Origin of the sequence: Sporosarcina sp. P32b (genome assembly GCF_002743335.1) — a bacterium.
Lineage (GTDB): Bacteria > Bacillota > Bacilli > Bacillales_A > Planococcaceae > Sporosarcina.
Genome location: NZ_PDZB01000002.1, coordinates 1 through 25,668, shown reverse-complemented (window position 1 = coordinate 25,668; position 25,668 = coordinate 1). Strand labels below are relative to the sequence as shown.

The window sequence follows — 25,668 nt, the reverse complement described above, 5'->3', positions numbered from 1 at the left end:
TATGTAATTATAGATCAACGTACAGACAGAAATATCCGCAAATCGTTTCATCGTATTGATCACATATTTATAGTCAGAAGCAGATTTGTTCGATAGTGAAAATAGCGCCAAGTCCCATCACTATTATCACCGCAAGGAAATTTGCTATGATGGGGTTATTCCTACTGAAGAAAGGATCGATAACATATGCTGCAATGGATTTCGGAACGTGTAACACTTACCGGCACACCGCTTGAGCAGATCAGCCAAGTTCAGAAGCTTTTCGCCGAGCAGTTCGAATTTGGAAACTTGGATGTTTTGCTTGCGAATGAAGAACCTATTACGGAACGCTACCTTGTACACACGTTGTGAACTTGCTCGAATACGAAGATACGCTGTACTTGATCGATAGTGGTTTCGGTAACAACCTTGTGATGCAGCCTGTCGCATTAGATGGAGAACCTGTCACTTCACCTGCCGGCACATTCCGGTTGCGAAGCGAAACGACTGAAAAAGGCACGATGGTATTTGAACAAATAAAAGATACCGGCTGGGAACTTCGCTACGCCCTCCATCCCGACGCAATCGACTGGGAACATTTGGACCATGTGAAACAGCAGATTCACCACAGCCCAGAATCTTCATTCAATAAAGAGTTGCTCATTGCTAAATTAACAGATGACGGCACGTACTCGATTAATGAAGAGCGTTACTATCGTAAGTGTAATGGCGACGAAGAAACTCTGCCGTTCCAAGATCACGGTGAACTACTCGATCAAGTAAGACGGCATGCTGCGCCAGCTGTTTATGAAGCAACTGTGAATTATATTAATGAACAAAAACCCTCCAACGACTAATTTAGGTCGCTGGAGGGTTTCTTGTATGTGACTCGATGTTGAATTGTGATGGGATTTAGTGTGTTACTTCATCCTTGCAACTCTCTTTTTTCATCAAGTAATCTTTGAAATTCCATCTCTAATTCTTTTGTCGGATTTACACTTAACCGACTAATAACTTCCGAGATTTTTGTCTCCAGCAAAAGCAATTCATTTTGTCGTAAGTCGTATTCTTTAATAGGATTACGGCTTTTATATTGTTCGTATCTCCCATCGAATACTATTAGTTCTTTGTTTTGAATATCTATTATTCGTGTGGAGACATTTTCTATGAATTTTCTATCGTGTGAAACGAAAATAATTATTCCTTTGTATTGTTTCAATAACGACTCCAAAGCTTCCAGTGATTCCAAATCTAGATAATTAGTTGGTTCATCAAGTACAAGCATATTTACGTCACTAAGAAAGATTTTGGTCAGAGCCACCTTAACGCGTTCTCCACCACTTAAGACGTTTACAGACTTATATACATCATCAGTAAAAAAGTGCATTATTGCGAGCACAGTTCGAATCAGCGTTTCGTCCTGAGTTGAAGTGGATTGAACATTTTCCAAAATAGTTTTATCCAAATCTAATATTGATAAATTTTGTGTAAAATAACCAATCTTCACAGATGGTGAAACAGTGATATTCTTTTCCTTTTCTATGATCTTTTTAATCAATGTGGTTTTACCGGTACCATTCGATCCCATAACGGCTACTTTATCGCCACCACGGATATAAAAGCTTGCATCATTCCATAGGACACGCTCTCCAACCATTCCATGTACTTTTTCTGCCCGAAGAACTACTTGATTTTTGAACGTCTCTTCATTCGGCAAATTCATTTGTATTGGGGAAAGATCTTTTTGCTTTTCAATAGTCTCTAAATTTTCTAACCTAGTTTCAAAAGCGGACACAGTTTTCCGTAACTTCTTTTGTTTATTTGCGAAATATGGTTTTACACCTTTAATTCTAGCTTCGGAGCCAGTTAAATTCTTCGGTTTTTTAGTTGCTCGTTGGGCTTGCTCTTCCTTTTGCTTTATCGCTTCTTCCAAGTGATGCTTTTGCTTTTGATACTTTTCAAACGCTTGTTGTTTCTGTTGGAACTCCACTTCCTTTTGCTTAGAATATTGAGTATAGTTTCCTTTGTATTCTGCAACGCGTCCTTCATCTATTTCCCATATAGTCGTACAAAGTGAATCCAAAAATATGCGATCATGGGAAATTAGTATAAGAGCACCCGGCCAATTATTTAACTTTTTCTCCACCCATTCAATATGTTCTGTATCGAGATTCGTAGTTGGTTCATCCGCTAGTAATAGTGCCGCGTCACTAGCAAGTGCCTGCTGAATGTATTCTTGAGTGATTTCGCCGCCACTCTTGGCTGTATCTGTTCGTTTCAACTGTGGCAAAAGCTCAACGCTGGCACGCTGGATTACTTGACCACCTTCAAGAACAACTTTTTTAGTCAGTATATTTAATAAGGTCGTTTTACCGCTTCCGTTTCTACCGACTAAACCAATTCGATCTTTTGCATGCACTTCCAGTTGATCTATATCCAACAACAAGCGGTCTTGAATATAGTGTTTAATGTGGTTAGCTTCAACTATTATCATACGTTCATTCCTCCTTTTTAACTTTGGGGAATACAAAAATACCCCCTATCTTCTTTCAGAATAGGAGGCATGTATTATATAGGGGTACACAAAAAGAGATCATTATCCCTTAAGGTCCAACTATAGAAATACCATCCTATTCTGAAAAACACAATAAAAGGCATCAAAAAAATGCAGGGTCGCCTGCAGAATACCTTTATTGTTTTTTCGTAAAATAGGATTAATACTTCATGTAGTTGGGTCACCCTTTCGTTGTAATAGTTTTTTAACTATACCGTGATGCAATCCTCCTTGTCAATGGGGTTGGCTTAGAGCGGAACCCATTATTTTAAAAGGTGCCAGGTCCCAATACGATTTTGAATTGTGTCGGAACTTGACAATTAATATACGATTGAATTCAATACTTTAGCATCCTCAGTGAGCTGACGTACACTTTGATTATATTTAAAAAGGTAGTTATATATATCTGTTTTTTTACATCTCCATTTTTCTGTCTTAACTACCAATGCCAATGACGGATTTATGAATGGAATATTAAATAAGAAAACATAAAAGGTTTTTATGAAAAACAAAATATAAGGTATAAACAATCTTGAAAGTCTCTCAATCAAACAAATCCCACTAAAACTAACACAAAAAAGCAAGCGTCTATTCCACGCTTGCTTTCGTCTGTTTACGGGCCATATTGACCTTCAAAAATTGTTGAAGCGGAAATGTTAATGATTCCATACATTTCTTGAACGTCTATGCTTATGCCTCTTACGATACCAGGCATGCCATCAGAGATTTCGTGGTAGCTGCCCCAAACCAATTTTTCAAACTGGATTGTAACGGAGCCATTGCTTTTGGCGGTGGTGTGAAAGATATTTGTGCCGGGGGTTCTTGTGATTGTGGCGATGGTCTCGGCACTATCTGTAAGGATGGTGTGCTTTCCTATATTTTTCACGACTTCTTGATCGAAGTAATGGTAATCCTCAAACAGGTCTTCGATATCAAATGTATAAGACAGCCTTTCACGCATCGTTTGAATCTCATAATAAAAATACGCATTTTTAGGCAATTTCGCTTCGATAGCGTAGCGCACTTCAGCACCAGTAACAAAATGTACAGTGGCAATATATTCTCCAGGCTGATCAATTTTGATGCACATGTTATCCGGCTTGCTGATAGTTGAAGGACAGTTTTTGAATACTATATTATCAGATATAAATTTCCCATCTACTGTGGATAGACTGATATTTTGTATCTTTTCACCTGCTGAAATCTCAAGTGGAGCTTCTGTCGGTAAATAATCATCTGTCTCTTGCAACCTAAGTTTCAAGACGCCTGACACTTTTTCCACTTGAACGTGGTATCCTTTCTCAATAGAAGCCCCAGTTAACATACGGCCCGACACATTGAGTGTGCCTTTCCCCTCTTTTAGTGGAATGAGTTGAATTTTTGTTTTTGTATAGCCTGGCTTTCCATAAACCATAACTGATTCATATAAATCTGTATCCGTTTGCCGTATAACACCATCAATTTTATCCATCCCAACATCTTCAGCCTCTAATGTGACCATTGACGGCTTCTTTTCTTCTGTTGCTTTCATTAATTTAGCGGCCTGTCCTCTTGTCACAGCTGCATTTATGCCGAATGTGTTAGACGATGTACCTGTCGTGATTCCTAATTTATAAAGGATCAGGATATTCTCACCGTGCGATTGTGAAACATGAATATCCCTGAACGGATTTTTTATGCTATGGAAATCATAACGCGGTAAATCAAATGCTTTGACAAGTATTGATGCAAATTGGCCACGTGTCACATAATCATTCGGACCATAACGCCCATCTCCGTATCCACTGATAATTCCTGCTTCCGCCAGTGCAGCAATAGCTTTATAGTAGCCATTCGCTATCGAAACATCTTTAAAGCCAGGATTCTTGATCTTCGTCATATCCAATTTCGTCAACTTCGCAATAATTGCAGCAGCTTGTCCTCTCGTAATTGGATTACCTGGCTTAAACGTGCCGTCTGGATAACCTCCTATTATATTCCGTGCGGCGAAATCATTGACTGCCTCCGCAAAGTGATGTGATGGTGCGACGTCTGGGAATCGTTGAGTGCTTGCGGCTGTACTTGATAGTGGAAGACTCAGCGTGAGTATAATCGCGCCTATTATCATAATTATTTTTTTCATTTACTATCTCCCTTTCTCCTGTGTTCTCCTATAGCGGCGTATAGACGAGGAAATTAGGAAATAGTTTCAAATTCTTTACAAAAAATATGTCTTATATGATTCTACATTGTGTCGGCACCCCGTATAAAAAACTCATTTCTTCTATTATATACTTTTGCTATGTAGATTCATTCAGTGCGTGTCGCTAAAACTTTCATGATTTTTTATTCCAATCATCACGTTAGCTTTTCGCGCAAGTTCCATCATGTAGAACGCTTGCACTACTCGCCTTTCATTACTTCCCCAGCGCTCAGCGATGAATTCTTTGCGCCCTGAACGTGCACAATCTTCTTGATAATGTCTTCTTCTGTTATCTAATAATCTAGATGGTATTCTTCTGCCGGATAAAGTATTTCGGATGGGTGTCACGATCGGTTTTGCGAAAATACCTCTCACAGCTAGATTGTCTTTCGACTTCTTAGCAGCTTCCCGTTGCATCTCTGTGTAATAGAAAATGACAGTTGTATAGGATGCCCCGCGATCTTGAAATTGATCTTCTGCATCAATTAGATCGATTTGTTGCAAGTATACTTCAATTAACTTCTTATAAGAGAATAAGACAGGTACTCATACAGCTCTCGGCAATTTGGCAAATGTTTCTTTTTTCTTATTCCGAGTACATTATCACGCGCAGCTCGAAATTTTGTCCTACGACTCCGACCATCACTATCAGAGAACATCGGAATTCAACAAGTTCGCTGGTTTATTTCCTTCAAGTCCTGCTATGAGATTATCAGCAGCAAGATGCGCCATCGCGATTTCTGTTTCATGCGTAGAGGAGCCAATATGCGGCAAAGTGACGACGTTCTTCATCTGCAACAGTGGATTCTCCGGGTCGACAGGTTCTTGTGCGAACACATCGAGGCCAGCTGCCGCGATTTCATTTTGTTGTAGTGCATCGATTAGATCTTCTTCAATGATAGTGCCGCCACGCGAAATATTGAGGAATATAGCGGACGACTTCATAAGACGGAACTGCTCGCTGCCGATCATGCCCCGCGTTTCTTCAGTCAACGGGATTACGAGACAGACGTAATCAGATTCTTTCAGCAAACTGTCAAGGTCCCGGTAAGATGCATCAAACCGTTCCTCCGCTTCCGGCTTCCTTGTTCTCGTATGATACAGGATGTCCATATCGAAGCCGAACCGCGCGCGTTTGGCGATTGCACTGCCAATACGCCCCATACCGATGATACCGAGAGTTTTATGATGGACGTCCACACCGTACCATTCATTCGGCAGAAGCCCTTTCCACAAACCTCGTTTAACATAACCATCAAGCTCAGGCATCCTCCGCGCCGTCGCAAGCATCAGCCCCATTGCCATGTCAGCCACAGTATCGTCGAGCACGCCAGGCGTATGGGTCCCCATCACACCGCGTTTTGTCAGATCGCCCAGTTCGAGATTGTTGTAACCGACAGAAACGTTGCTGATAATTTTCAGATTCGGCGCCTTATCGAGAATCGCTGCATTCCCAGGGAAACCAATTCCGATCACGCCTTCCGCCTGACGCAAGAATTCAGGAAAATCAGAGTCGTTTTCTGGATCTACGAACAGTCGAACGTCATAGTCTTTCGCTAGTCGATCATAAACCGGTTGCTCTAGACGTCGATAGGCGAGTATTTTCTTTTTCATGTATATTCCTCCCTATAGTCGTTACTTACTGTCAGTATACATGAATGGGTTCTGACAAATCATCTGCTTTTTTACCTTCTGGAGGAACTTTCCTTGATAAAAATTATCTGTGCTTGAGACAAATGTGAGTATTTTAAAAGGTACCTGTGAGAGAAACTCACGTGAATGCTGAGAGAACTTTCATTCACGCAGAGTTCGAATCGTATGCTTGGTTTCCATGAGTAAAATAGTGAGGATTCTAGATTTTAATTTAGGAATTTATTTTCCAGGGAATTTGTTGGTGTCATGTGGTGCCTTCTTTCTGGGGGAATAGGGTTTTCATTGGATAGACCCTAAACTGGAACTATAAAAACAATCTTATATACATGTGTTTTTTTATTGTTAGATTATTTTCTAAGATGCATACTTTAGTTTATATACTTCCATAACATTTTCTTACTCAAACCAGCCATCATCCGAATTTATCGTTACTTCATTATACAAAGACGTACTAAATTTGTACTGATTAAATACATATCTCTCGTTAGTCAATAAGTTCGTACTAGTCATAGAAGACACTGACTTATATCTTACTTCACCGTAAAAGTCTTCTATAATCAATTTTGCTTCTTCCATCGTCAGTTCAAAATTCTTCTTACCGGGACTTGTGAATTGGAGATCATGTATTTTCCATCTATCTTTCTCTTTCTTGTAGATATAATCCACAAAACCTCCTCCTAACACAGCACCTGGAGTATGAACTAGGATTGTGTGGACCTTCAATGTATTAGAATCTGGTTGTTCAAAATCAAATCTAATTTGTGTTTCAAATGAAACATAAGGGAAGATAAAAGCGTCACACATATTGCACAGGTGAGGGTACTCCTGTTTAATCAAACCGTCTGCAAATCGCTCTGTTGCATAAGGTAGGAATTCAGAGCGCGCTTGGCTGAATTTCTCTTTTTTACTTTTACTTTGATAAATCTTGTAATCAATCTCTGTTGGTAGTCTAAAGAAAACATCCATCGCTTCGGACTTGGTTACTATACTTGTACTTGGTTTACTTTTCCCCACCTTCATAGAACGCGATAAAAATTCTGCATAATGTGCCCTTGTAACAGGTTTATTGGGATAGAAGTTTCCATTATCACCGCTAGTAATTCCATTAGAATACAGTGCATCTACATGTGTAAATCCCCAGTGATAGCTATCTAAATCATTAAACCAACGCGTATCACTGATTTTCAAACCAAATGCTAAGTCAAGCATTTTAGCCATCTGCACACGCGTAACTGAAGCATCCGGATTAAACTTTCCGTTCGCGCTCCCTCCGACAATGCCCTCATTATACAACTTCATGATTGGTGTATAATATGAATGTTTTTTCGGGACATCTTTAAAGACAACTTTATTACTTGTCGGCTGCTTGAAACCTAATGCTCTGTCCATCAATACAGCTACATGCTTCCGGCTAACCGGCTCATTTGGATGGAATCTACCGTCAGGATAGCCACTAATAAAACCAGCTTTCTCCATCTCTCGGATTGCTGCATAGTTAGGGTGTGAATTCGCCACATCTCTAAATTCCTTCGCTGCCACTTCATGCGGCACTACACAAATAAATGACAACATTAATAGCAATACAGTCCAACAAGATACTTTGATTACATTTTTCATATTTTCACTTCCTTTTACTTAGTCAGCTAAATGAAACTAGCTCATCTTATAATATCAGTAAATATTCTTAAATGTGTAATCATTTGAAAAATATGGAAGAGTTATAAGTTTCACTTTAAAATAAGTAAATCCATTTCACAAAAGCAATTTTATCCCCTTTAGTAAATAGCGTTTATAAAATTTCAAACATCTTACTTTTTAGATATATCCATATCTCCCCGATCTACCTAAAGTACTCACTAACCGACCCAATCTCTCCCTTTCATTTTTAAAAGAGCACCAAATCCCAACACCATGCTAAATAGTGTCGAAACCTAGCGCTCTTAACTCACTTGCTGTTTTTCATTTTTGTTATTTCGATTTCGTAATACAGCTTATGCTTAGTCGGCGCTTTCACATCCACCGCATAACGCACTTCTTTTCCGTTAGTTAAACGGACTGTCGCGATATAGTTGCCGTGTCTATTGACGCGAATGAACACATCCGGTGAATCGGTATATCCTTCAAATGCCATATTGTCGGATATCACCACTCCATCGGTTTGCGCGAAATGAATACTTTCGACCTTTTCACCCGCTGCCATTTTCAGCCGTGCACGAGTCTTTAAGATTTCGCTCGGATGTTGAAGCTCGATCTTCAATCGACCGTTCACCTTTTTCACATCGACATAATATTTATCGTAATACCGTTTAATGTTTTGCGCTTCCATGCCATAATTACCACCGACTTGAAGTGTTCCTCTGCCCTCTTTAAGCGGCGTCAACTGCAAGCGGTCGCCTGTATAGCCAGCAGGTGTTTGTCTGCCTTTAATGATTGCTGCATGGTAGATTTCAGAGTTCGGAATGAATTCATCCGTATCCTCATCCGCCATGATTTCCGAAAATCGCATCATCATTCCGGACTTATCGCCTTGCGTTTTTATAGAATACGTATCAGGATACACGCGCTCCGTTGTCAGCATCAGTTTAGAAGCTTGCCCTCTTGTCACGAATTCATTGATGCCGAACCTCTCCGGCGTCACGCCTGAAGTGATGCCGAGTTTATACAGAATCAACACATTGGCACCGTGTGAATTAGTCGATTTCACATCACGGAAAGGATTTTCCTTAGAAATGAAATCAAAACGCGGCAAATCATACGCTTTGACAAGAATAGAAGCCAGTTGCCCACGTGTGACAGGATCATTCGGACCGAAATTGCCGTTCGCATAGCCTGACATGATTTCAAGTTCTGCAAGCTTCGCGATGGAATTGTAATAGCCATTTGCTTTCGAAACATCCTTAAATCCTGGATCCTGTACATAATAATCCGGGTTTTCTTTCAGCAGCTTCACGATGATCGCTGCAGCTTGCCCGCGAGTGATGGGATTGCCTGGTTTGAACAGGCCGTCCGCATACCCCGTAATAATATGACGTTCTGCCAATTCATTAACGGCCTCCGCAAAGTGCTTTGTTTCAGGCACATCTGTGAACTTCTGGTTACTAGTGGCCATACTTGTTAATGGCAAGCTCAGAGCGAGAGCTACCGTACTAAATGCTATCCAGATCTTTTTCATTGTGTATCCTTCCTTTCTGTTCTGTAATCGTAGGTCGACGTATAGACGCTAAATTTTCAATATAGTTTCAAAGATTATTATTATTTTATTTTTTGTATTATAGCGTCGGTATATATAGGTAAATAGAATTATTTGAGTATAGCGTATTTGAAGGACTTATTGCACTTGAAGCGGCTGCTCATGGAGACAACAATCAGAAGATGTTGAGTGCTGTATTTATCGAGACGACGTTTAATACGAAGGGCTCTGGATTATGACAGCAATGCCTATTGATTTGTTAGGGTTCTCTGCTGCTCAAGAAGCTATGCAAGGTTAAATTAAAACAGACTCCTGATTGGCTCACATGACGAAGTGGGCTGATCAGGAGTCTAGTGTATTGTTTAGGAATTCAAGTTAATTTCTCAAATAACTGTTACAGTACGTCACAGATGTTAACTTCTCAGTCCACGGCCTTTTTCAATCAAATACCAGTTGATTACGTAAAGCACTACAATAAACGTAATCGAAATGAGAATGGAAAATAAAATGGGAACATCGATTACACCGAGAATCCCGAAACGGAATCCGGAAATCATGTAAACGATCGGGTTGAACTGTGAAATCACCTGCCAAAATGGAGGCAACATCGAGATGGCAAAAAACACTCCACCTAAGTAAGTCAACGGCTGAAGAATAAACGTAGGCACAATAGACACATCGTCAAATGACTTGGCAAAAATACCGTTCAACAGGCCTGCCAACGAGAACAAAATAGCCGTCATCAAAAATGTCAAGATGACCATGCTCCACGAGTGCACTTGCAACGGAACGAAAAACAGAGAGATGATCGTGACCAGTATCCCTACGAGAACACTTCTACCTATTCCTCCAATGACAAAGCCCCAAATAATAATATGAGTCGGTACAGGGGCAACTAATAGTTCTTCAATGTTCTTTTGAAACTTTTGCGAGAAAAATGATGACGAAACATTCGAGTAGGAACTGGTGATGACGGACATCATGATCAATCCTGGGACAATAAATTCCATGTAAGAGAATCCGTCCATTTCGCCAATCCGTTTACCAATCAAATTCCCGAAAATGATAAAGTACAAAGAAGTTGTGATGACTGGCGGGACCAATGTTTGGATCCAGATTCTTAAATAGCGGTTCGTTTCTTTGACCGATAAACCTTTTAATGCGGTTAAATATAATTTAAACATGTACATCCTCCACTACGCAGTTTCTTCTGTAAGCTTTAAAAATAACTCTTCTAATCGATTGGACTTGTTGCGCATAGATAACACTTTAATCCCTTGTTCTGTCAATTGGTTAAACACTTCATTGATCCCTTGATCACGTGCTACCTCTACAGAAAGAGACCCATCATCCATGAGTTCACTAGTATAACCTTTAATCACTGGCGTCCGTCCTGAAGGTTCGATATCTAAAATAATGGTTTCATACTGAAGCTTAGCGAGCAATGATTTCATACTAGTATCTTCAATCAGCTGCCCTTTTTGAATGATCCCGATATTACGACACAACATTTCCGCTTCTTCCAAGTAATGTGTTGTCAGAATAATCGTCGTGCCATTTTCATTCAATTCTTTAAGAAACGTCCACATCTCTCGTCTTAATTCAATATCTACCCCAGCTGTAGGCTCATCAAGAATAAGTAAGCGCGGTTCATGCATTAAAGCACGTGAGATCATCAGTCGACGTTTCATCCCTCCAGAAAGCATCTGGGCTTGAACATTTCGTTTCTCCCACAAATCAGACTGCTTCAAGTATTTTTCGCTACGCTTTAGCGCCTCTTTCCTAGACACACCGTAATAGCCCGCCTGGTTCACTACAATCTGCTGAACCGTTTCAAACGGACTGAAGTTGAATTCTTGAGGAACCAGACCGATCTGCAGCTTGGCTTGCATTAACTGCGTATCCATATCATAGCCAAAGACATTCACTTTTCCTGATGTCTTATTGACGAGAGACGTCACAATTCCGATAGTTGTAGATTTGCCGGCACCATTAGGACCTAAAAGAGCATAAAAATCCCCTTCCTCCACTTTCAAATCGATGCCACGCAAAGCTTCAACACCACCAGCATAGACTTTTTTTAGATCTTTAATTTCTAATGCGTATGTCATTCTATTTATCTCCTCACCATCTTTGTGTTCGGGTTTATATAAATATCCATTTGCCAGTATACCATTCCTATAGTAGAGGTACCAGGTTCTCGCACCAGTCTGCATCGTATTAAAACCTAGTATTTTACGATTCAGCTCAATGAAAAAAGTACCAGCTATCGATATGATGATCGATAGCTGGTACTTTAAGGTGCCTTGTCCCAATACTTTTTTGGATTATAAAAACTAATCTTTTCACTAGATGTAGTAAAAATCGTGAAAAATACTCGTGTTTGTTTCTCTGATAGTTCTAGTATGATAGCTCTGTTCAGACGGCAAAATGCAAGAAAATTTTTATGTGCTCGTATTATATTACACAATTTTAGTTATCTTCTAGACTTCCAATTACTTCTGCCATTAACTCTACTCTTTTACTTTATTCTACATTAATCTATACGCTTTTATAGTCAAATACTCCTTTCATTTCCCCGCTCCTCCCACAAAACCACCACCCCAACCCGCATAAAACAACAACAATAAGGACATGATGAATAAAACAGTAATGAAAAATCAATATATATGCGGACCTACGCAAAATACCAAACAGTAAATGAGGTAGTGTATGGGCTTTTTCAAAAAGAAAGTGAATACTAAAGTACAATCCACTCCCCCTAGCCAAACGAAAGAAAATACTTCGCCTAATGGTCTAAAGACAAGTCTTCAAGACAATATACAATTTGTAAAAGATAGCCTTGGTTCGAGCACGGATATTGTCATTCGTGAAATTCGAATTGGTAAAGGTGGATCGGTAAAAGCAGGGATTTTCTATACTGACGGCTTAAGCGATACACCGTCATTGCAAAATTTCATTATGGAATCGTTGATGTTAGATATAAAAGGGACCCCGTTAGAGAAGAAGTTAACGCCTGAACAAAATCTCTTAACTGCATTAAAAGATTTTGCTATGACAGTGGGAGAGATTAAAGATCTAACCAACTTTGATGATCTTTTTACTTCTCTTTTATCTGGGGATGCTATTTTGTTAATTGATGGATATTCCGAAGGTTTGGTCATTGGAAATAAGCACTGGGTTGAGCGTGGAGTAACGGAACCAACGTCTCAGACAGTAGTTAGAGGACCGCGCGAAGGTTTTTCTGAAAATCTGCGTGTCAATACGGCATTGGTTCGTCGGAAACTGAAAGATCCAAGTCTGTGGATGGAGTCAAAAGTGATTGGGACACGGACGAAAACGAATGTTGCGATTATGTATATCCATGGCATTGCTGATGACAAAATCGTCGATGAAGTCCGTTTACGTTTGGACCGAATTGATATTGATGGGATTTTGGAAAGCGGTAATATCGAGGGGCTAATTGAAGATTCAACGTACTCCCCTTTCCCTACCGTTTTTAATACCGAACGTCCCGATACAGTCGCTGCAGCACTTCTCGAAGGACGCATAGCCATTTTAGTGGATGGAACTCCTTTTGTACTACTTGTTCCCGCACTATTCGTCCAATTTTTCCAATCTCCTGAAGACTACTATGTGCATACCGGTATTGGAAGTCTAATTCGACTTCTACGCTTCTTGGCATACCTGATTGCTTTGCTTGCTCCCGCGTTATTTATTGCGATTACCACCTTTCATCAAACGATGCTACCACCTGCACTCCTCATTAGCCTGACAGCACAACGAGAAGGTGTGCCATTTCCGGCATTTATTGAAGCCGTCATAATGGAAATTACTTTTGAAATTTTAAGGGAAGCAGGCGTTAGGATGCCCCGCTCCATCGGTTCAGCCATGTCCATTGTAGGTGCGTTCGTAATTGGTACTGCAGCAGTCGAAGCAGGCATTGTTTCAGCCGCGATGGTCATCGTCGTTTCCATAACCGCTATATCAAGTTTTGTTTCGCCTACTTACAACCTTGCGATATCTGCAAGGATACTCCGCTTTGGATTTATGGCACTAGCTGCTTCGTTTGGTTTATACGGTATTGCCGTAGGTATGGTAGCTCTGATTCTCCATTTATGCAGTTTACGTTCATTTGGTGTGCCTTATATGTCACCATTAGCTCCATTTAATGTTTCCGATCAAAAAGATACGTTGATTGTGGCACCTATATGGAAAATGTTTACCCGCCCACGCCTAACCAATCAAACAAATAAGGTAAGACAACAAAATCCAGCTTCCGCAAAGCCACAGCCACCAAAAAATGAAGATTAGGAAAGGGAGTACATTGATGAAAAAGTGCATAGTTACACTCCTGGTTCTCACCCTCTTCTTGTCGGGGTGCTGGGACAGAAGGGAATTAAATGAGCTGGGTATCGCAATGGCAATAGGAATCGATAAAACTGAAAATGAATACGTAATAAGTGCACAAGTGGTCGTACCTTCGGAAGTATCCATGAAGGCAAGTACGGGACGTTCTGCAGTCACTCTCTATACAGCAACCGGGGAGACTGTATATGAAGCCATTCGAAAAATGACAAAGAACGCCCCACGAAAAATGTATCCGGGACATCTACAAATTCTAGTCATCAATGAGGACTTGGCTAAAGAAGGAATAGCCGAATCATTAGAATTGCTATCAAGGGATTGGGAGCTTCGATCAGACTTCTACGTAGTAGTTGCGAAAGATATAACGGCTACTGAAGTATTGAATGTGACTACACCTATAGAAAACATCCCAGCTAATAAAATGTTTAATTCCTTAAAAACATCAGAAAAAAACTGGGCCGGGACAGAAGGCGTTATATTAGATGAGCTAGTAACCAATCTGATAAGTGACGGAAAGGAAGCGGTGTTAACAGGGATTCAAGTATTAGGTAACAAAGAAACAGGAACTAGCAAACAGAATGTGGAATCGATTACTCCATCTACGCGAATTGAATATGATAATTTAGCTGTGTTTAAAGAAGATCAGCTAGTCGGCTGGTTAAATGAAGAAGAAAGCAGAGGCTACTCAGATATCACCAACACCGTTAAAAAAACCGTAACCTCTATTACATGTCCTAAAGAAGGAAAAATTATTATAGATATTTTTCGATATCATTCTAAAATTATAGGTTCTATAAATAAAGGTGAACCTGAGGTGGATATCAAAATTGAAGCGGAAGGCAATATAGGGGAGGTTTTATGTTCAATTGATATTATGGAACCTGAAACCATTGACAAGCTAGAGAAAATTTATGAAGAAGAAGTGAAAGAGATTATTCATCAAACGATCGAGTCAGTACAAAAACAATATCAATCAGACATTTTTGGATTTGGTGAAGCTATTCACAGATCCAACCCGAAAGAATGGAACGAGATGAAAGAGCACTGGGATGAAAAGTTTTCCGATTTAACCGTGAATGTTCATATTGATATGAAAATTCGTCGCATCGGTACAGTAAATAATTCCTTCTTAAAAAAGATAAAGGACTAACTCATCATGCTGAATAGTATAGGTATTCTCTTAATAGCAGCTGCCATTATCTGGTTTGAAGTTCCCCCTCTCTTAGATAGAAAGCATAAAAAAGAATTGCTCGCGTTTTCTGTTTTTCTTACGATTGGAGTTGTATTAGGCATGGTGCTTGGATTTGGAAAGTCGATTCCGACACCACTGGACTTACTCACTTTTTTATTCACACTGTTAACTAACCTGATGGCTCCTTTGCTGAAGTAAAGATCTAAGTAGAGGGAAAGGTAGGATATGAAATGATGCAAAATGTTAAAATTAACCCATACCAATTTCTAGTTTTGGTTATTTTCTTTACAATTGGTACAGGGATCTTAATTGTACCGTCAGTATTAGCTACTGAAGCAAAGCAAGATGCTTGGATTGCCGCAATCGTCGGTATTGGCATCGGCTTATTGGTCATATGGCTATTCACAACTATAGCCCTTTGGTTTCCTCATCTCACTTATATCCAAATTAATGAAAAGATATTTGGAAAATGGATAGGTAAAGCTGTTTCCGTACTATTTGTAGCAATGGCTACTCTATACACTGCTAGTTTATTGTATTATTCCTCTACGTTCATCACGACCAATATGATGCCTAACACTCCAATAGTAGCCCTAAATATTCTTATGATGGGGATCGTCGTGATGGGCGTCCGTCTTGGGTTGGAAACAATTGCTCGTTCAGCAGAAATTTTTATTTTCGTATTCTTTGTCCTATTCCTTATTGTAGTGGTGTTTATTTCACCTCAAATCAAGTTTGAAAATTTACAGCCGGTTTTTGAGGCAGGGACCAAAACGATCGTTCAATCCAGCATCTATTTTATTACCTCTTCCTCTGTCAATGCCATTGTGTTATTAATGATCTTCCCAGCCTTGATTAATAAAGTGAAACAAGCGAGAAAGTCCTTTCTAATTGGAAACTTAATAGGTGGAATCTTCATCTTTATTTTTACATTCTTAAGCGTTTCGGTAGTAGGTGCCGATGATACAGCTAGACAGATTTATCCAAGTTATGAATTAGCCAAACGAATTAATGTGGGGGATTTTGTACAGCGCATTGAAGAATTGATGGGTTTCCTTTGGTTTATCGCCCTCTATTTTAAGGCGATTCTTTATTTTTATGCTTCTGTTTTAGGCATTGCGCAACTATTAAATTTGAAAGACTACCGCCCTTTAACATTACCGTTAGGCGTGTTGGCCGTTATACTCTCTCTCGTGATCTATCCTAACGTCGTCTATCAAAAAGAAATAGAACAATCGACTGAAATATACTTATCCATAAGTATTGGACTGTTCTTCCCTCTTTTGCTCGCTATCGTGTATGCATTTCGAAAAAATAAATTGAAAAAGGAATCTGAAAGTCCTTAGTGAAACCGCTTAGGTATTGATAGTACATCATATAGTAATCCAGCTCGTCTTCTTACATGAAGATGAGCTGGATTACCATGGCTATGAGGACCAAAACGTACGTATCCTCTACAGCGTATCTCTTAACTACTCCATACCGTCTTCCCACCGCTATACAAACCGCCAGCAGACAAACCCATAATAACTCCACTCAACACCCCACTAGACCAGTCCCCTGGAAAAAATACACACCCCCGCCGGCTATACCAAGCGACACCGATACAACCGGCCACCACTTCTTCGGCAACCCATACCCTTTCAACGCATCCACCAGCCCGACAATCACTGGGATCAACACCATATCCATTATCTCCACACTATCTCTCCTCTCGCATTTATAATGCTCGATGCACCAAGCGCTTCCCTGCTTCTACATGTCCCACATACACCGGAAACTGCACTATGCGCTTTCGATACTCATATAAACTTTCTTCTGTTCCGGATTCCACAAATGTTAATAAGTTTGGCATCAGCCGATCGGCATGTGTAACCTTTACACCGGTTTCATGAAATGTTTCGCTATGTAACCGATAAGCGTCAGCTTCTTTCTTACCAAGATAAAATGCGTACCAATTCGGTTGCTTACTTTCCACCACGAAAAGTTTTATTTCCCCAATACGCAATATGTTCACTTGCATCGATTGCTGGATCGCTTCTTCGTCGAATTCGATTTCTTTAAGTTTTTTGCTATCATCGTCCATGCGGATCTTTTGATTCGTGATCGCCCAGAAGATGCTGTGTGCGGTTAGGGACATATCGGTGTCTACTGCATAATCAAATAAGTCTTCCACTGTGATCATACGTTCACTCTCCTTTTTTAGGGGTACTAGGTCCACGAAAGATCCAGAATTGTTTTGGAACCTGGTACGGAAGCGCTTTTGTATCACCGAATCGATGCCAGTCGCCCATTGTCTTTATTGTAGTAAACCATGAAGCCACCAACTGGACCGTTGCGATGTTTAGCGACGGTAATTTCAAGATGGTTTTTGAGCTCTGATTCTTGATCGTAGTAATCTTCTCTGTAAAGGAAGCACACGACATCTGCGTCTTGTTCGATATTGCCGGAGTCTCGTAGGTCGCTCATCATCGGTTGCTTATCTTGCCGTTGTTCGACCGCTCTCGAAAGTTGAGATAGCACGACGACAGGACAGTTAAACTCCTTAGCCATCGTTTTTAAATCTGCGCTAATTTGACCGATTGCTTGATTTTGATTATTCGTTGTTTCTTCCGGCCGAATGATCTGCAAGTAATCAATGAAAATAATCGGTCGCTTGTCAGGTTGTGCTTTGATGATTTTCCGGGCAGTGGCTCTTATTTGGCTCACTTTTATTCCGCTTCTGTCGTCAATACGGATCTTAGCGCTTTGCAGATGCTCGAGTGCCGTCATCCACGTATCCTTCTGTGAGTTGTCGAAGTGTTTGTATGGATTGCGCATTTTCAATCGACTGTACCCACCCGCAGCTGATATCAGACGATCGGTCATCGTTTTACGGCTCATTTCGAGAGAAAAGACGATCGGTACATGATCGTTTAATCCGGCAGTTAGCGCGAGATGATTGAGTGTATCCGTCTTCCCCATAGAAGGTCTTGCCGCGATGACAATGAATTCACTGTCTTGGAATCCGTTCAGCAGATAATCCATCGGCTGTAAGCCAGTGCTAATTCCTGTCATGTCCGGTCCTTGGATGAATGGGCGTTCGTACTGACTCACAAGGTATTCATCAAGTAACAATAACTCATCGGACCTATGATCGGTATCTATTTTTTCTAATGCCTTGATAAGGTTATCTGACTCCCATTGTTCATTCTGTGCCGACTCGATGATCCTTGCTGTCTCACGTTTCTTCCACTTAGAAACGATAATTTCTAAATACTCGTCAAAGCGTGCAGGATTGGCAAAGCGACGTAATTCCGATACGTAGTTGGCCCCACCAAGTTCTGCCGGTTCACGTGTCGTTAGCAATGTGATGAAGTCGATTGGACGTCCGTTGTTGGCTAATTCTTTCATGGTCAGATAAATATTTTTGTGCAGCTGTTTCTCAAAGAATGCTGTTTGGATTCCACTGTCGAGTACCAAATAATTTTCCTCCATCATCGTACCCAGAAGACTTTTTTCCATTAGTTCACTATTCATACGTGTTCATCCCCTTTATTGAAATCTAGCACTGGCAGAGCAAGCAAACGTTTTTTCGGCTTCTGCACTACAGCTAGTTCATTGACATAGTTTTCGAAATTCGTTGCGCTAAATAAAGTTGAAGGCCTCAGGAAGCGGTTGAATTCAGCGTGATTCATCCACTGTGACACTTTAAGATCGATGACTTTCATGAAGTCCTCTTGCGTATAACCTTCTTTTACTCTGCCAGCAATGAACTTCTTAGTAGCAGCTGAACTGGCTTTGAATTGCTTTTCGGTTTTATCATTCAGATACTGAATCACCATATGCGCAACGTCGAGATTCATCTCGACTTGGTCTTTATTCTTTATTTTTAAAGATTCTTTAAGTTCTTTGGTTATTGGCTTGCCCAAATCCGCCACGTGGACTTGCTTCACTTCGACAGGTGCACATGGCGCTTCTGAGCAAGTGACTTGCTCAAGTTCGAACGTACTTGCTGGCAATTTAGTGTAGTCGATTCGATACCATTTCGTGTTGTCGATCTTCATTCGGTTATGATGATGTGCAGAAATGAGATAGCCCTTTTCTTCAAGATCATAAATAATGCGTCTAATCGTGTTCGTCGACCAGAACGTAAATTCTTTTGTCCAGTCCTCATACGTTTTATAGATCCACTTATGACCTTCTCGAACGTTCTTAGATATGAGCGAGCGGAAATGCACTTGTTGCATAACCAAGGCCCCGTTAATTCCCACTAAGTGCACGAGCGACGGTAGTAGCGGTATCGGCTCTTCATCAATTAATAATTTCATTTGGTTGCTCCCCCTGTAGATCAGTAGTGGATGAGTGCTCACTTTGCACTTCTCATACTCCATATAGAGAGTTTTTCAGAAAAGGATACTCATTTTAAAAAATAATTTTACATACGCTAAAAAAGGAGTGGGAGTATAGCTCTCCAACCCCTGTAGACTCTATGTTTTCACACACACATCGCATAATTAATTTGATAACATTTTGAAGAAGAATCTTGTCTGCCATTCAATATGGCGAGATAACCCATGTTTTCAAGATTGAATAGAATGTCTTCGATCATGGCTGGCGTCCAGAACGGAAACATCTCTTGCCACTCCTTCGCTGTTTTGTAAATCCAGCGATCTTGGTCATGTTCATGTTTCAAGCTGTAGACATACGCATGGATTTCCTGCAGTGCAATATATTCATGCCAAGCGTTCTTTTCCATTAACAGTGCAGTCGTTTTCAAGTATTGCTTCGTAGCTATTTGGTGCATATCCAATTCCTCCTTAATTTATATTGCTCGCTTCACAGGTTATATAGAGGGATTTCTGCTTATGGATACACTCTAATTGAAACTTACTAGTATTGGGTTGATCTGGATGTCTCATTTCGTACTGTTTTTAATTTTTCAATAGCCCTATTGGATATCTTTGGTATAATTATGTAGAAATATAATAATCAAGTGTTATTCAACCATCGCGTCCATTTACAGAATGATTACGAAAAATAACAGGTGATTAAGGAAAGAGGAGGGGTTTTGTGTTCTGGTTAAGATTTGGGGTGATTATAGTATGTATGTTTGCTGTTAATTCACTACTTAAGGCTATTCTGAGGAAGTTACTTAAAATTGAAAAAGTGAAAAAAGAATTTTTTTCTTATAACCACATTAATGAATTACATCGAAAAATCGATAAAGGTTTGCGTATATTTTCTACAATTAGCCTGATCACTTTATATACTGTTCTACTTTTTTATTATGAAGACTTAATTTATCTGTTTTTCTTCGTTGTCCTGGCTTTTGCGATACTCGATTTTATGATCACAGCATTTTTTGAATGGAAGTATACACTCTATCCAAAACAATCGATCCTAACGTTAACCGAAATGCTAGTCATAATAGTAGCCGTCATCATCGTGGTTCAATTTAACTTACTTGGTCCCTTCTGAACAAAGCACTAAAAGCTCTATTTCAGGATGTCAGGATACAGAAGAACGTAGAAAAATAGGTGTTTTTCTGGAATGTAATGGTAAACTGAATAGTTTTAAATTAAAGTCTACTAGATAGTTGTGTGGAAATAACTTACGAGGTGAAATACATAGTGGATATTGAAGTTTTACGAAATGTAGAACCAGATCAAGATTGGGTAAATTTACATGGAGAGTATGATCAATTTCATGTCTATGGTGATTATGATCTTCATGAAGATTACGTAGAATACACAGCAGCTTTAATGCAAAAAGCCGCTATCACATGCTTTGCTTTCCCCTTTTATATTCATTTTGAGGGGTACGAAGATGAAATCGATTCGATAGTATTACATCAAAGGGACTTCCCCATTTATTATCAAAACACTGGAAGAACAGTTCTCACTACGTCGGATGGAAAAACATACCATGCCGAGATTCCATCCTTCACGGTCACAATAGTTAACGAAGACTCATTAAAAACAGCATTTGCAGAATGGTTCCATTTAGCACAGGAAAATTGCATGTGGGTAGTTACACAAAACGTTGATTTGTACTATAAAAACCAATTTGCATGTATTGATATGGAGCAACAATCCATAATTTTGTTAGCTGACCACGATGCCCATAGTGTATCTTTCATCACTAGCGATCCATCCTATCGAAAAGAGGAATATTTACGATTGGTATTTGAAGACGTATAAATCAACTTTTAAAAAGCTTTCAATGTGTTCCGTTAATGGAAATAATTGCGTTTATCACGTAAGTTCAGAAGCGTTCGCTCGTTCCTACGCCAAATTTATCAGGCTACGCTCAGATCGACAGGTTCAAACACCCTCCTGTTATCTGGGTGCATTTCTAAGAAGATGAGCAGCATATTCTCTCTCGTCCTAATCACTTTGCTTTCCCGGTAGCACTTTTATTTAATGCATAATAGGCGGTACCTGCTATAAACAATCCTGTACTAAGCCACATCGTAATGCCGTTCCAGTCCCCTTTTGATAATGTAATATTTGCGAGATTGACAAGATGTATGGCTATAAAGAAAAGATATAATCCAGTCGTCGTCTTCATTGCTTTACACCTCCAATACAAGCTTTTTCTAATCTGAACCCTATCGCTAAGAAAGTAGCCCTATAATTGATTCGTATTATTACCTCTGCGGCATCGAGTACGTCACAGCGGCACCGGTACATTCTTCTATCCTACTAAATATTTCTTCGAGAACTTCTATTGCTCTCTCATTAGATTCATATGTACCGATATTTTTATTCCATTGATCCAAAAGACTATTTTCAATAAAACCTACGATATGTTTTCCTTTTACAGAAACATCTCTTACATTCATCAAGCTTTTTTTATTTTGTGCAAGTACCCATAACATATAATCATTCATCCTTCCTTCTCAAACTTCTCGCTTTAATTAGTAACTTCATTATGATTTAATTGTTCATTTTCTACAACTGCATTGTTTTTATTGGATATGAAGGAACTAATATATTATCAACAAAGACTTTACAGTGGACACTAAAAAACCCACCTAAAGCCACCTTTATACTCTTTGATCCGTTTCCTTTATTCCTAATACGCCCATTTAAAGTCCCTCTAAATGCTACGCCTAAATTTTCATCTTGCAATTCTCCATCTACATACAACTTCTCACCTGAAAACCATCTATTCTCAACTTGTATTCGATGACCCTCGTATATAGCTTCAAATACCTTCTTCATTCCCTCACCTCTTTATCAGTCTTTTTCCGGTTATAAGAAATGGTTATTCTATGAATACGTCCAATAACTATATTACTTTACTTTTTTCGCCTTGATTTATATACGGATGAATGCCTAATTGGTTTCATTCAATTAAATATATTAGCCTAATTGTGATATTACGACATCACTTGTGTTGCAATCGTACAAGTTAGTCATACTAAAAATAGTGAAAATGAAATACATAATAATCTTACAAATGATAGTAAGAAGTACCGGAAATCATAATTTCACTTCATTAGTAACTTAGTGCTATGATGTTACCACTTATTAAAGGTATAGCTATGTTCGTCCTGTCTAATGAAACTAGTAATCGCGGTATTGATTTAATTCACCTCAGTTGATGCAGTTAATTATTTAATAAAAGTATTCGTTTTGTTGAACCTAGGCATCCTCCTAAAGATCTCTTAGCAGCCTTCTATTTCTCTTTGTTGCCAAATCTGCCAGTCTAACTGGTATGGGTAATCGACTCTCACTATTGATTAATTGCTCAGTAATAGTTGTTGCTGTTGGTAAGTCTATATAGTTCCCACATGAAACAAATATCGGTTTTACGCCTTGATGTGTTCGTAAAGCTTTGCCGTAAATCTCTTTATTTATGATTATATCTATATAAGAACCTGCCCTATTTTCAGGCATTTTAAATTCGGCATCAGCTATTTTCAAATAACTTTTTGCGATGCCGATGGTCGGTTTATTCAGAAAGAATGAAGCATGTGTTGCGATCCCCATATGCCTTGGATGCAAATAGCCATTGCCATCAAACATAAAAAGATCTGGCGCGTGTGTAAGCTTTTTGGCCGCTTCAATCACTAGGGCGAGTTCGCGAAATGCCAAATAACCTGGTATATAAGGGACTGCGATAATTCCCATGCTATTTGTTTCTTCAATAACTACCTTTGTAGCATAATCTATAACAATTATGCTACAAACACCCCATTCAATTCCTTCAACCTCCCAGTAGGCTACATCCACACCCGCAATGAACTTGAGATCAGTAATAGTCATTCTGTTGACCCTACTCACTTTTTCTTTTAAACACGTTTGAATTGCATGCCACTTCTTATTGTCCACTGGTAGCGGATGAACATTCTGAATGTATATTTTCATTCCTCCTAGATAACTAAATCGCACTTCGGAATTTACTCTTCAATGTCTAACACAATTAATTATCGTTAGTGTACTCGCTGTGCAAACATCAGCAATTCCTTCACCCATGATGACAATATGTTCGTTGACATGCATATATATACTCACCTTATTTTGTTGAATGAAACTGGCTGTCCGCTACTGTCTTTTTCCGTAACATCGACTACTTAAAATAAGCGTAAATATTAAGCTCTACCAGCTCATTCACCGTCTGTACAAATTGATTCTTCTCACATCCTTGAACCGTTTCCCTTCTACTGCACCGCTTGATAACGGAAAGCTACACACACAGCAATACACCGGACGCTGTCAAGTTTTCCAGCTCCCCCTTTCCATTCTATGATAACCCAGTCCTAGGCAGGTTGCCGTCCGTGTTTGGAAGCGTTCAGACGAAGTGAATAGAGTAAATTTCGATATTCACTTTTATACATAGAATCCTTTTTGATGGTCGTATGCCAAGACGAAAATCTCGACAAAAAAAGAAGTATGTATTCCCATTCTAGGAAATTCATACTTCGTTAATTTGTTTTCTATTTTCTCACTATATATCCTTACTAGCGATTCATCGCTATTTTCACCCAGACAACGTATAATGATAAAAGCAGAAGAAGAATTCATTTTTTCTTTAGTTAAAAAAAGAGGTGCAATTACGTGGAAAAGTTTGAAACAGCATTACCTGAGCAGTATGAAGCATTAAAAAAACAGGCCAATTATACGTCTAGCTGGCGAGAACGTTTGGAAGCAGTGAAAACATTATCGGATTATAAACATGACAAAGTCATAGATTTATTAAATAATCGTATGCAGCATGATACTGTCTACCAAGTTCAATTAGCAGCGTATGAAGCACTTGCCGCATTTGGCGAGGATGTGGAAAAGCCATCACCTCCACGTTTTGATATTATTAAAAACACGGACAAGATCTTCCTGCGGGTCAAAAAGAGCTTGCCGAAAGATCATACTGTGGCTGATTTTGCGGATAAATTAAAGCGTATGCGTGTAGACGTCTTTGATGCGTATGAAGGCGACAAAGGTGTAGAATTTATGAGCTGGTTAGAGGAACGTTGGTCAAAACTCTAATCCGTAATTTTACAATATGTGAAAGTTAGCCATCCTTTCCCCTAGTGGAGGGGATGGCTTTTTTATCTTACGGTACGGTTCTTCGAAACTACTAGTATGATCGAATGAAGTTTCACCGTAGATACTAAAAGAACGACCGATAGTTCTAAACTGTAAATATCCATTTTATAAGAATATTAATTTTCAACCTCTTTTATATACTCCCAGGTTTCACCATTATCATTTGATTGATAAAGTCCACTACTATTACCATTATAATCACCATCTGATCCTTGCCCCACTAACATAGTAAGAACCCCATCTTTTTCAAAGGGCAGACCTGGAAAATCAAAAGGATTTATAGATTGCCCACTATCCAGCTTCATTTCCTGAAGGGCATAACTTACCTCTTCAAACGATATCCCTCCATCATGTGTACGATATAACACTCCTTCCGTACCAGAAGGTCTTGCTGCCCTTAAAAATCCAATATCATCAGTAATAAAAGTTATTCCTGCTGCACTACCAACTGTTCCATTGAATGGATTTTGATTTATAACTGCCCAAGTTTCACCACCGTCACTGGTCTTTCTAAGTGCATACAAAGTACCTCCTAATGCTTTATCCGTAACATGTAACATATATCCTACTTCTTTTGAGTAATAAAACTGTTCATTGGTATTAGCTATCTCTTGCCGATCAGCTTCAAAACTTTCTTGATTTTGAGTCGTATTTGACTGACTCCAATCTGGATCACCAATTAAAGTATATCTTGCAGGTAGTATCTCTTTCTCTTTTCCAGGGACAAAAATAGATACCGTATAGCCAATTATTTCAGATGTGATTTTTGTAGGAGTCTGCTCCTTACCATTCTCATCGATATGAATAATCCCCTCAATATTGTAGCCCCAATTTCTCTTCCCGTAATACACTACCCCATACTTATGTTCATTCCACATACTTGTGTTTTGCAAGAAGAAAGTGCATAAGTTTGCAATGAAAAATACACAAGCTTGCCAGCCTTCAATTTAGTTTTTATCTTTGTCGCGATAAAGCGTTTGTAACTCTGAAACTATCTCCAGTGAAATTCAAAAT

General features: G+C 39.4%; 24 protein-coding genes and 2 pseudogenes. 9 read left to right on the top strand and 17 right to left on the bottom strand.

Annotation, left to right across the window (positions count from 1 at the left end; genetic code table 11):
- The first annotated feature begins 186 nt into the window (after positions 1–186).
- Both CSV64_RS16570 and CSV64_RS01745 read left to right on the top strand, forming a co-directional pair.
- A complete protein-coding gene (locus CSV64_RS16570) occupies positions 187–351 on the top strand; it encodes a hypothetical protein (protein WP_158232996.1) in 165 nt (54 codons plus the stop codon).
- Positions 352–380: 29 nt separating this feature from the next.
- The gene (locus CSV64_RS01745; RefSeq protein WP_233190386.1) at positions 381–836 is read left to right on the top strand and encodes an arylamine N-acetyltransferase; all 456 of its coding nucleotides are present in this window, start codon (positions 381–383) and stop codon (positions 834–836) included.
- A 68-nt stretch (positions 837–904) separates the two neighbouring features.
- Here the strand turns inward: CSV64_RS01745 and CSV64_RS01740 are convergent, their stop codons facing one another.
- From CSV64_RS01740 to CSV64_RS01705, 8 genes and pseudogenes are all read right to left on the bottom strand, one after another.
- On the bottom strand, positions 905–2,473 hold the full coding sequence (locus CSV64_RS01740) for a Vga family ABC-F type ribosomal protection protein (RefSeq protein ID WP_099633347.1): 1,569 nt from the start codon (positions 2,471–2,473) through the stop codon (positions 905–907).
- Positions 2,474–3,146: 673 nt separating this feature from the next.
- On the bottom strand, positions 3,147–4,655 hold the full coding sequence (locus CSV64_RS01735) for an S-layer homology domain-containing protein (RefSeq protein ID WP_099633346.1): 1,509 nt from the start codon (positions 4,653–4,655) through the stop codon (positions 3,147–3,149).
- A gap of 171 nt (positions 4,656–4,826) precedes the next feature.
- Positions 4,827–5,237 (bottom strand): annotated as a pseudogene (locus CSV64_RS01730) (peptide-methionine (S)-S-oxide reductase); the annotation flags it as partial.
- Between the two features lie 126 nt (positions 5,238–5,363).
- Positions 5,364–6,329, bottom strand: a complete 966-nt coding sequence (locus CSV64_RS01725; protein WP_099633344.1) for a 2-hydroxyacid dehydrogenase — start codon at positions 6,327–6,329, stop codon at positions 5,364–5,366.
- A gap of 435 nt (positions 6,330–6,764) precedes the next feature.
- Positions 6,765–7,985 (bottom strand): S-layer homology domain-containing protein, encoded by a 1,221-nt coding sequence (locus CSV64_RS01720; protein WP_099633343.1) that lies wholly within the window; start codon positions 7,983–7,985, stop codon positions 6,765–6,767.
- A 328-nt stretch (positions 7,986–8,313) separates the two neighbouring features.
- The gene (locus tag CSV64_RS01715; RefSeq protein ID WP_099633342.1) at positions 8,314–9,540 is read right to left on the bottom strand and encodes an S-layer homology domain-containing protein; all 1,227 of its coding nucleotides are present in this window, start codon (positions 9,538–9,540) and stop codon (positions 8,314–8,316) included.
- Between the two features lie 431 nt (positions 9,541–9,971).
- A complete protein-coding gene (locus tag CSV64_RS01710; protein ID WP_085426299.1) occupies positions 9,972–10,742 on the bottom strand; it encodes an ABC transporter permease in 771 nt (256 codons plus the stop codon).
- 12 nt (positions 10,743–10,754) lie between these two features.
- Positions 10,755–11,669 carry an ABC transporter ATP-binding protein gene (locus tag CSV64_RS01705; protein WP_099633341.1) on the bottom strand — a complete coding sequence of 305 codons (915 nt, stop codon included), beginning with the start codon at positions 11,667–11,669 and terminating at the stop codon, positions 10,755–10,757.
- Positions 11,670–12,270: 601 nt separating this feature from the next.
- Here CSV64_RS01705 and CSV64_RS01700 point away from each other — a divergent pair.
- The 4 genes from CSV64_RS01700 to CSV64_RS01685 are packed head-to-tail and all read left to right on the top strand — an operon-like array spanning position 12,271 to position 16,464.
- Positions 12,271–13,872 carry a spore germination protein gene (locus CSV64_RS01700; RefSeq protein ID WP_099633340.1) on the top strand — a complete coding sequence of 534 codons (1,602 nt, stop codon included), beginning with the start codon at positions 12,271–12,273 and terminating at the stop codon, positions 13,870–13,872.
- A 16-nt stretch (positions 13,873–13,888) separates the two neighbouring features.
- On the top strand, positions 13,889–15,076 hold the full coding sequence (locus CSV64_RS01695; RefSeq protein WP_099633339.1) for a Ger(x)C family spore germination protein: 1,188 nt from the start codon (positions 13,889–13,891) through the stop codon (positions 15,074–15,076).
- Positions 15,077–15,082: 6 nt separating this feature from the next.
- Positions 15,083–15,316 carry a hypothetical protein gene (locus CSV64_RS01690; protein ID WP_099633338.1) on the top strand — a complete coding sequence of 78 codons (234 nt, stop codon included), beginning with the start codon at positions 15,083–15,085 and terminating at the stop codon, positions 15,314–15,316.
- A 35-nt stretch (positions 15,317–15,351) separates the two neighbouring features.
- Positions 15,352–16,464, top strand: coding sequence for a GerAB/ArcD/ProY family transporter (locus tag CSV64_RS01685; protein ID WP_233190385.1), 1,113 nt, complete (start codon positions 15,352–15,354; stop codon positions 16,462–16,464).
- 374 nt (positions 16,465–16,838) lie between these two features.
- Here the strand turns inward: CSV64_RS01685 and CSV64_RS01675 are convergent, their stop codons facing one another.
- The 4 genes from CSV64_RS01675 to CSV64_RS01660 form a co-directional block, all read right to left on the bottom strand.
- Positions 16,839–17,303 carry a hypothetical protein gene (locus CSV64_RS01675; protein WP_099633336.1) on the bottom strand — a complete coding sequence of 155 codons (465 nt, stop codon included), beginning with the start codon at positions 17,301–17,303 and terminating at the stop codon, positions 16,839–16,841.
- Positions 17,304–17,386: 83 nt separating this feature from the next.
- On the bottom strand, positions 17,387–18,637 hold the full coding sequence (locus tag CSV64_RS01670) for a replicative DNA helicase (RefSeq protein WP_099633335.1): 1,251 nt from the start codon (positions 18,635–18,637) through the stop codon (positions 17,387–17,389).
- Entirely contained in the window at positions 18,634–19,428 is a 795-nt protein-coding gene (locus CSV64_RS01665) for a conserved phage C-terminal domain-containing protein (protein WP_158232993.1), read from the bottom strand. The genes CSV64_RS01670 and CSV64_RS01665 overlap by 4 nt, the downstream gene beginning before the upstream one ends.
- A 167-nt stretch (positions 19,429–19,595) precedes the next feature.
- On the bottom strand, positions 19,596–19,904 hold the full coding sequence (locus CSV64_RS01660) for a hypothetical protein (RefSeq protein WP_099633333.1): 309 nt from the start codon (positions 19,902–19,904) through the stop codon (positions 19,596–19,598).
- 302 nt (positions 19,905–20,206) lie between these two features.
- Between CSV64_RS01660 and CSV64_RS01655 the strand changes: the two genes are divergently transcribed.
- A complete protein-coding gene (locus tag CSV64_RS01655; protein ID WP_233190384.1) occupies positions 20,207–20,578 on the top strand; it encodes a DUF4181 domain-containing protein in 372 nt (123 codons plus the stop codon).
- Positions 20,579–20,730: 152 nt separating this feature from the next.
- Positions 20,731–21,300, top strand: coding sequence for a hypothetical protein (locus CSV64_RS01650; protein WP_099633331.1), 570 nt, complete (start codon positions 20,731–20,733; stop codon positions 21,298–21,300).
- A gap of 190 nt (positions 21,301–21,490) precedes the next feature.
- On the opposite strand, the gene CSV64_RS01645 is transcribed toward CSV64_RS01650, so the two are convergent.
- From CSV64_RS01645 to CSV64_RS01630, 4 genes are all read right to left on the bottom strand, one after another.
- The gene (locus tag CSV64_RS01645; protein ID WP_099633330.1) at positions 21,491–21,670 is read right to left on the bottom strand and encodes a hypothetical protein; all 180 of its coding nucleotides are present in this window, start codon (positions 21,668–21,670) and stop codon (positions 21,491–21,493) included.
- A gap of 79 nt (positions 21,671–21,749) precedes the next feature.
- Complete coding sequence (locus CSV64_RS01640) at positions 21,750–21,980, bottom strand: hypothetical protein (RefSeq protein WP_099633329.1); 231 nt, start codon at positions 21,978–21,980, stop codon at positions 21,750–21,752.
- Between the two features lie 73 nt (positions 21,981–22,053).
- Entirely contained in the window at positions 22,054–22,326 is a 273-nt protein-coding gene (locus CSV64_RS01635) for a hypothetical protein (protein WP_099633328.1), read from the bottom strand.
- Positions 22,327–22,761: 435 nt separating this feature from the next.
- Positions 22,762–23,475, bottom strand: coding sequence for an endonuclease V (locus CSV64_RS01630; protein WP_099633327.1), 714 nt, complete (start codon positions 23,473–23,475; stop codon positions 22,762–22,764).
- A gap of 690 nt (positions 23,476–24,165) precedes the next feature.
- Here CSV64_RS01630 and CSV64_RS01625 point away from each other — a divergent pair.
- A complete protein-coding gene (locus tag CSV64_RS01625) occupies positions 24,166–24,594 on the top strand; it encodes a HEAT repeat domain-containing protein (protein ID WP_099633326.1) in 429 nt (142 codons plus the stop codon).
- Positions 24,595–24,770: 176 nt separating this feature from the next.
- Here CSV64_RS01625 and CSV64_RS01620 read toward each other — a convergent pair.
- A pseudogene (locus CSV64_RS01620) lies at positions 24,771–25,544 on the bottom strand (WD40/YVTN/BNR-like repeat-containing protein); the annotation flags it as partial.
- Positions 25,545–25,668: the final 124 nt, after the last annotated feature.

What these genes read in the sequence shown, in the direction of transcription:
- CSV64_RS01665 (WP_158232993.1), bottom strand. Translation starts at nt 19,428, where the DNA reads ATGAAATTATTAATTGATGAAGAGCCGATACCGCTACTACCGTCGCTC.
- CSV64_RS01710 (WP_085426299.1), bottom strand. Translation starts at nt 10,742, where the DNA reads ATGTTTAAATTATATTTAACCGCATTAAAAGGTTTATCGGTCAAAGAA.
- CSV64_RS01685 (WP_233190385.1), top strand. Translation starts at nt 15,352, where the DNA reads ATGCAAAATGTTAAAATTAACCCATACCAATTTCTAGTTTTGGTTATT.
- CSV64_RS01690 (WP_099633338.1), top strand. Translation starts at nt 15,083, where the DNA reads ATGCTGAATAGTATAGGTATTCTCTTAATAGCAGCTGCCATTATCTGG.
- CSV64_RS01670 (WP_099633335.1), bottom strand. Translation starts at nt 18,637, where the DNA reads ATGAATAGTGAACTAATGGAAAAAAGTCTTCTGGGTACGATGATGGAG.
- CSV64_RS01735 (WP_099633346.1), bottom strand. Translation starts at nt 4,655, where the DNA reads ATGAAAAAAATAATTATGATAATAGGCGCGATTATACTCACGCTGAGT.
- CSV64_RS01645 (WP_099633330.1), bottom strand. Translation starts at nt 21,670, where the DNA reads ATGAAGACGACGACTGGATTATATCTTTTCTTTATAGCCATACATCTT.
- CSV64_RS01675 (WP_099633336.1), bottom strand. Translation starts at nt 17,303, where the DNA reads ATGATCACAGTGGAAGACTTATTTGATTATGCAGTAGACACCGATATG.
- CSV64_RS01630 (WP_099633327.1), bottom strand. Translation starts at nt 23,475, where the DNA reads ATGAAAATATACATTCAGAATGTTCATCCGCTACCAGTGGACAATAAG.
- CSV64_RS01635 (WP_099633328.1), bottom strand. Translation starts at nt 22,326, where the DNA reads ATGAAGAAGGTATTTGAAGCTATATACGAGGGTCATCGAATACAAGTT.
- CSV64_RS01695 (WP_099633339.1), top strand. Translation starts at nt 13,889, where the DNA reads ATGAAAAAGTGCATAGTTACACTCCTGGTTCTCACCCTCTTCTTGTCG.
- CSV64_RS01705 (WP_099633341.1), bottom strand. Translation starts at nt 11,669, where the DNA reads ATGACATACGCATTAGAAATTAAAGATCTAAAAAAAGTCTATGCTGGT.
- CSV64_RS01640 (WP_099633329.1), bottom strand. Translation starts at nt 21,980, where the DNA reads ATGTTATGGGTACTTGCACAAAATAAAAAAAGCTTGATGAATGTAAGA.
- CSV64_RS01655 (WP_233190384.1), top strand. Translation starts at nt 20,207, where the DNA reads ATGTTTGCTGTTAATTCACTACTTAAGGCTATTCTGAGGAAGTTACTT.
- CSV64_RS01715 (WP_099633342.1), bottom strand. Translation starts at nt 9,540, where the DNA reads ATGAAAAAGATCTGGATAGCATTTAGTACGGTAGCTCTCGCTCTGAGC.
- CSV64_RS01700 (WP_099633340.1), top strand. Translation starts at nt 12,271, where the DNA reads ATGGGCTTTTTCAAAAAGAAAGTGAATACTAAAGTACAATCCACTCCC.
- CSV64_RS16570 (WP_158232996.1), top strand. Translation starts at nt 187, where the DNA reads ATGCTGCAATGGATTTCGGAACGTGTAACACTTACCGGCACACCGCTT.
- CSV64_RS01740 (WP_099633347.1), bottom strand. Translation starts at nt 2,473, where the DNA reads ATGATAATAGTTGAAGCTAACCACATTAAACACTATATTCAAGACCGC.
- CSV64_RS01720 (WP_099633343.1), bottom strand. Translation starts at nt 7,985, where the DNA reads ATGAAAAATGTAATCAAAGTATCTTGTTGGACTGTATTGCTATTAATG.
- CSV64_RS01660 (WP_099633333.1), bottom strand. Translation starts at nt 19,904, where the DNA reads ATGCACCAAATAGCTACGAAGCAATACTTGAAAACGACTGCACTGTTA.
- CSV64_RS01725 (WP_099633344.1), bottom strand. Translation starts at nt 6,329, where the DNA reads ATGAAAAAGAAAATACTCGCCTATCGACGTCTAGAGCAACCGGTTTAT.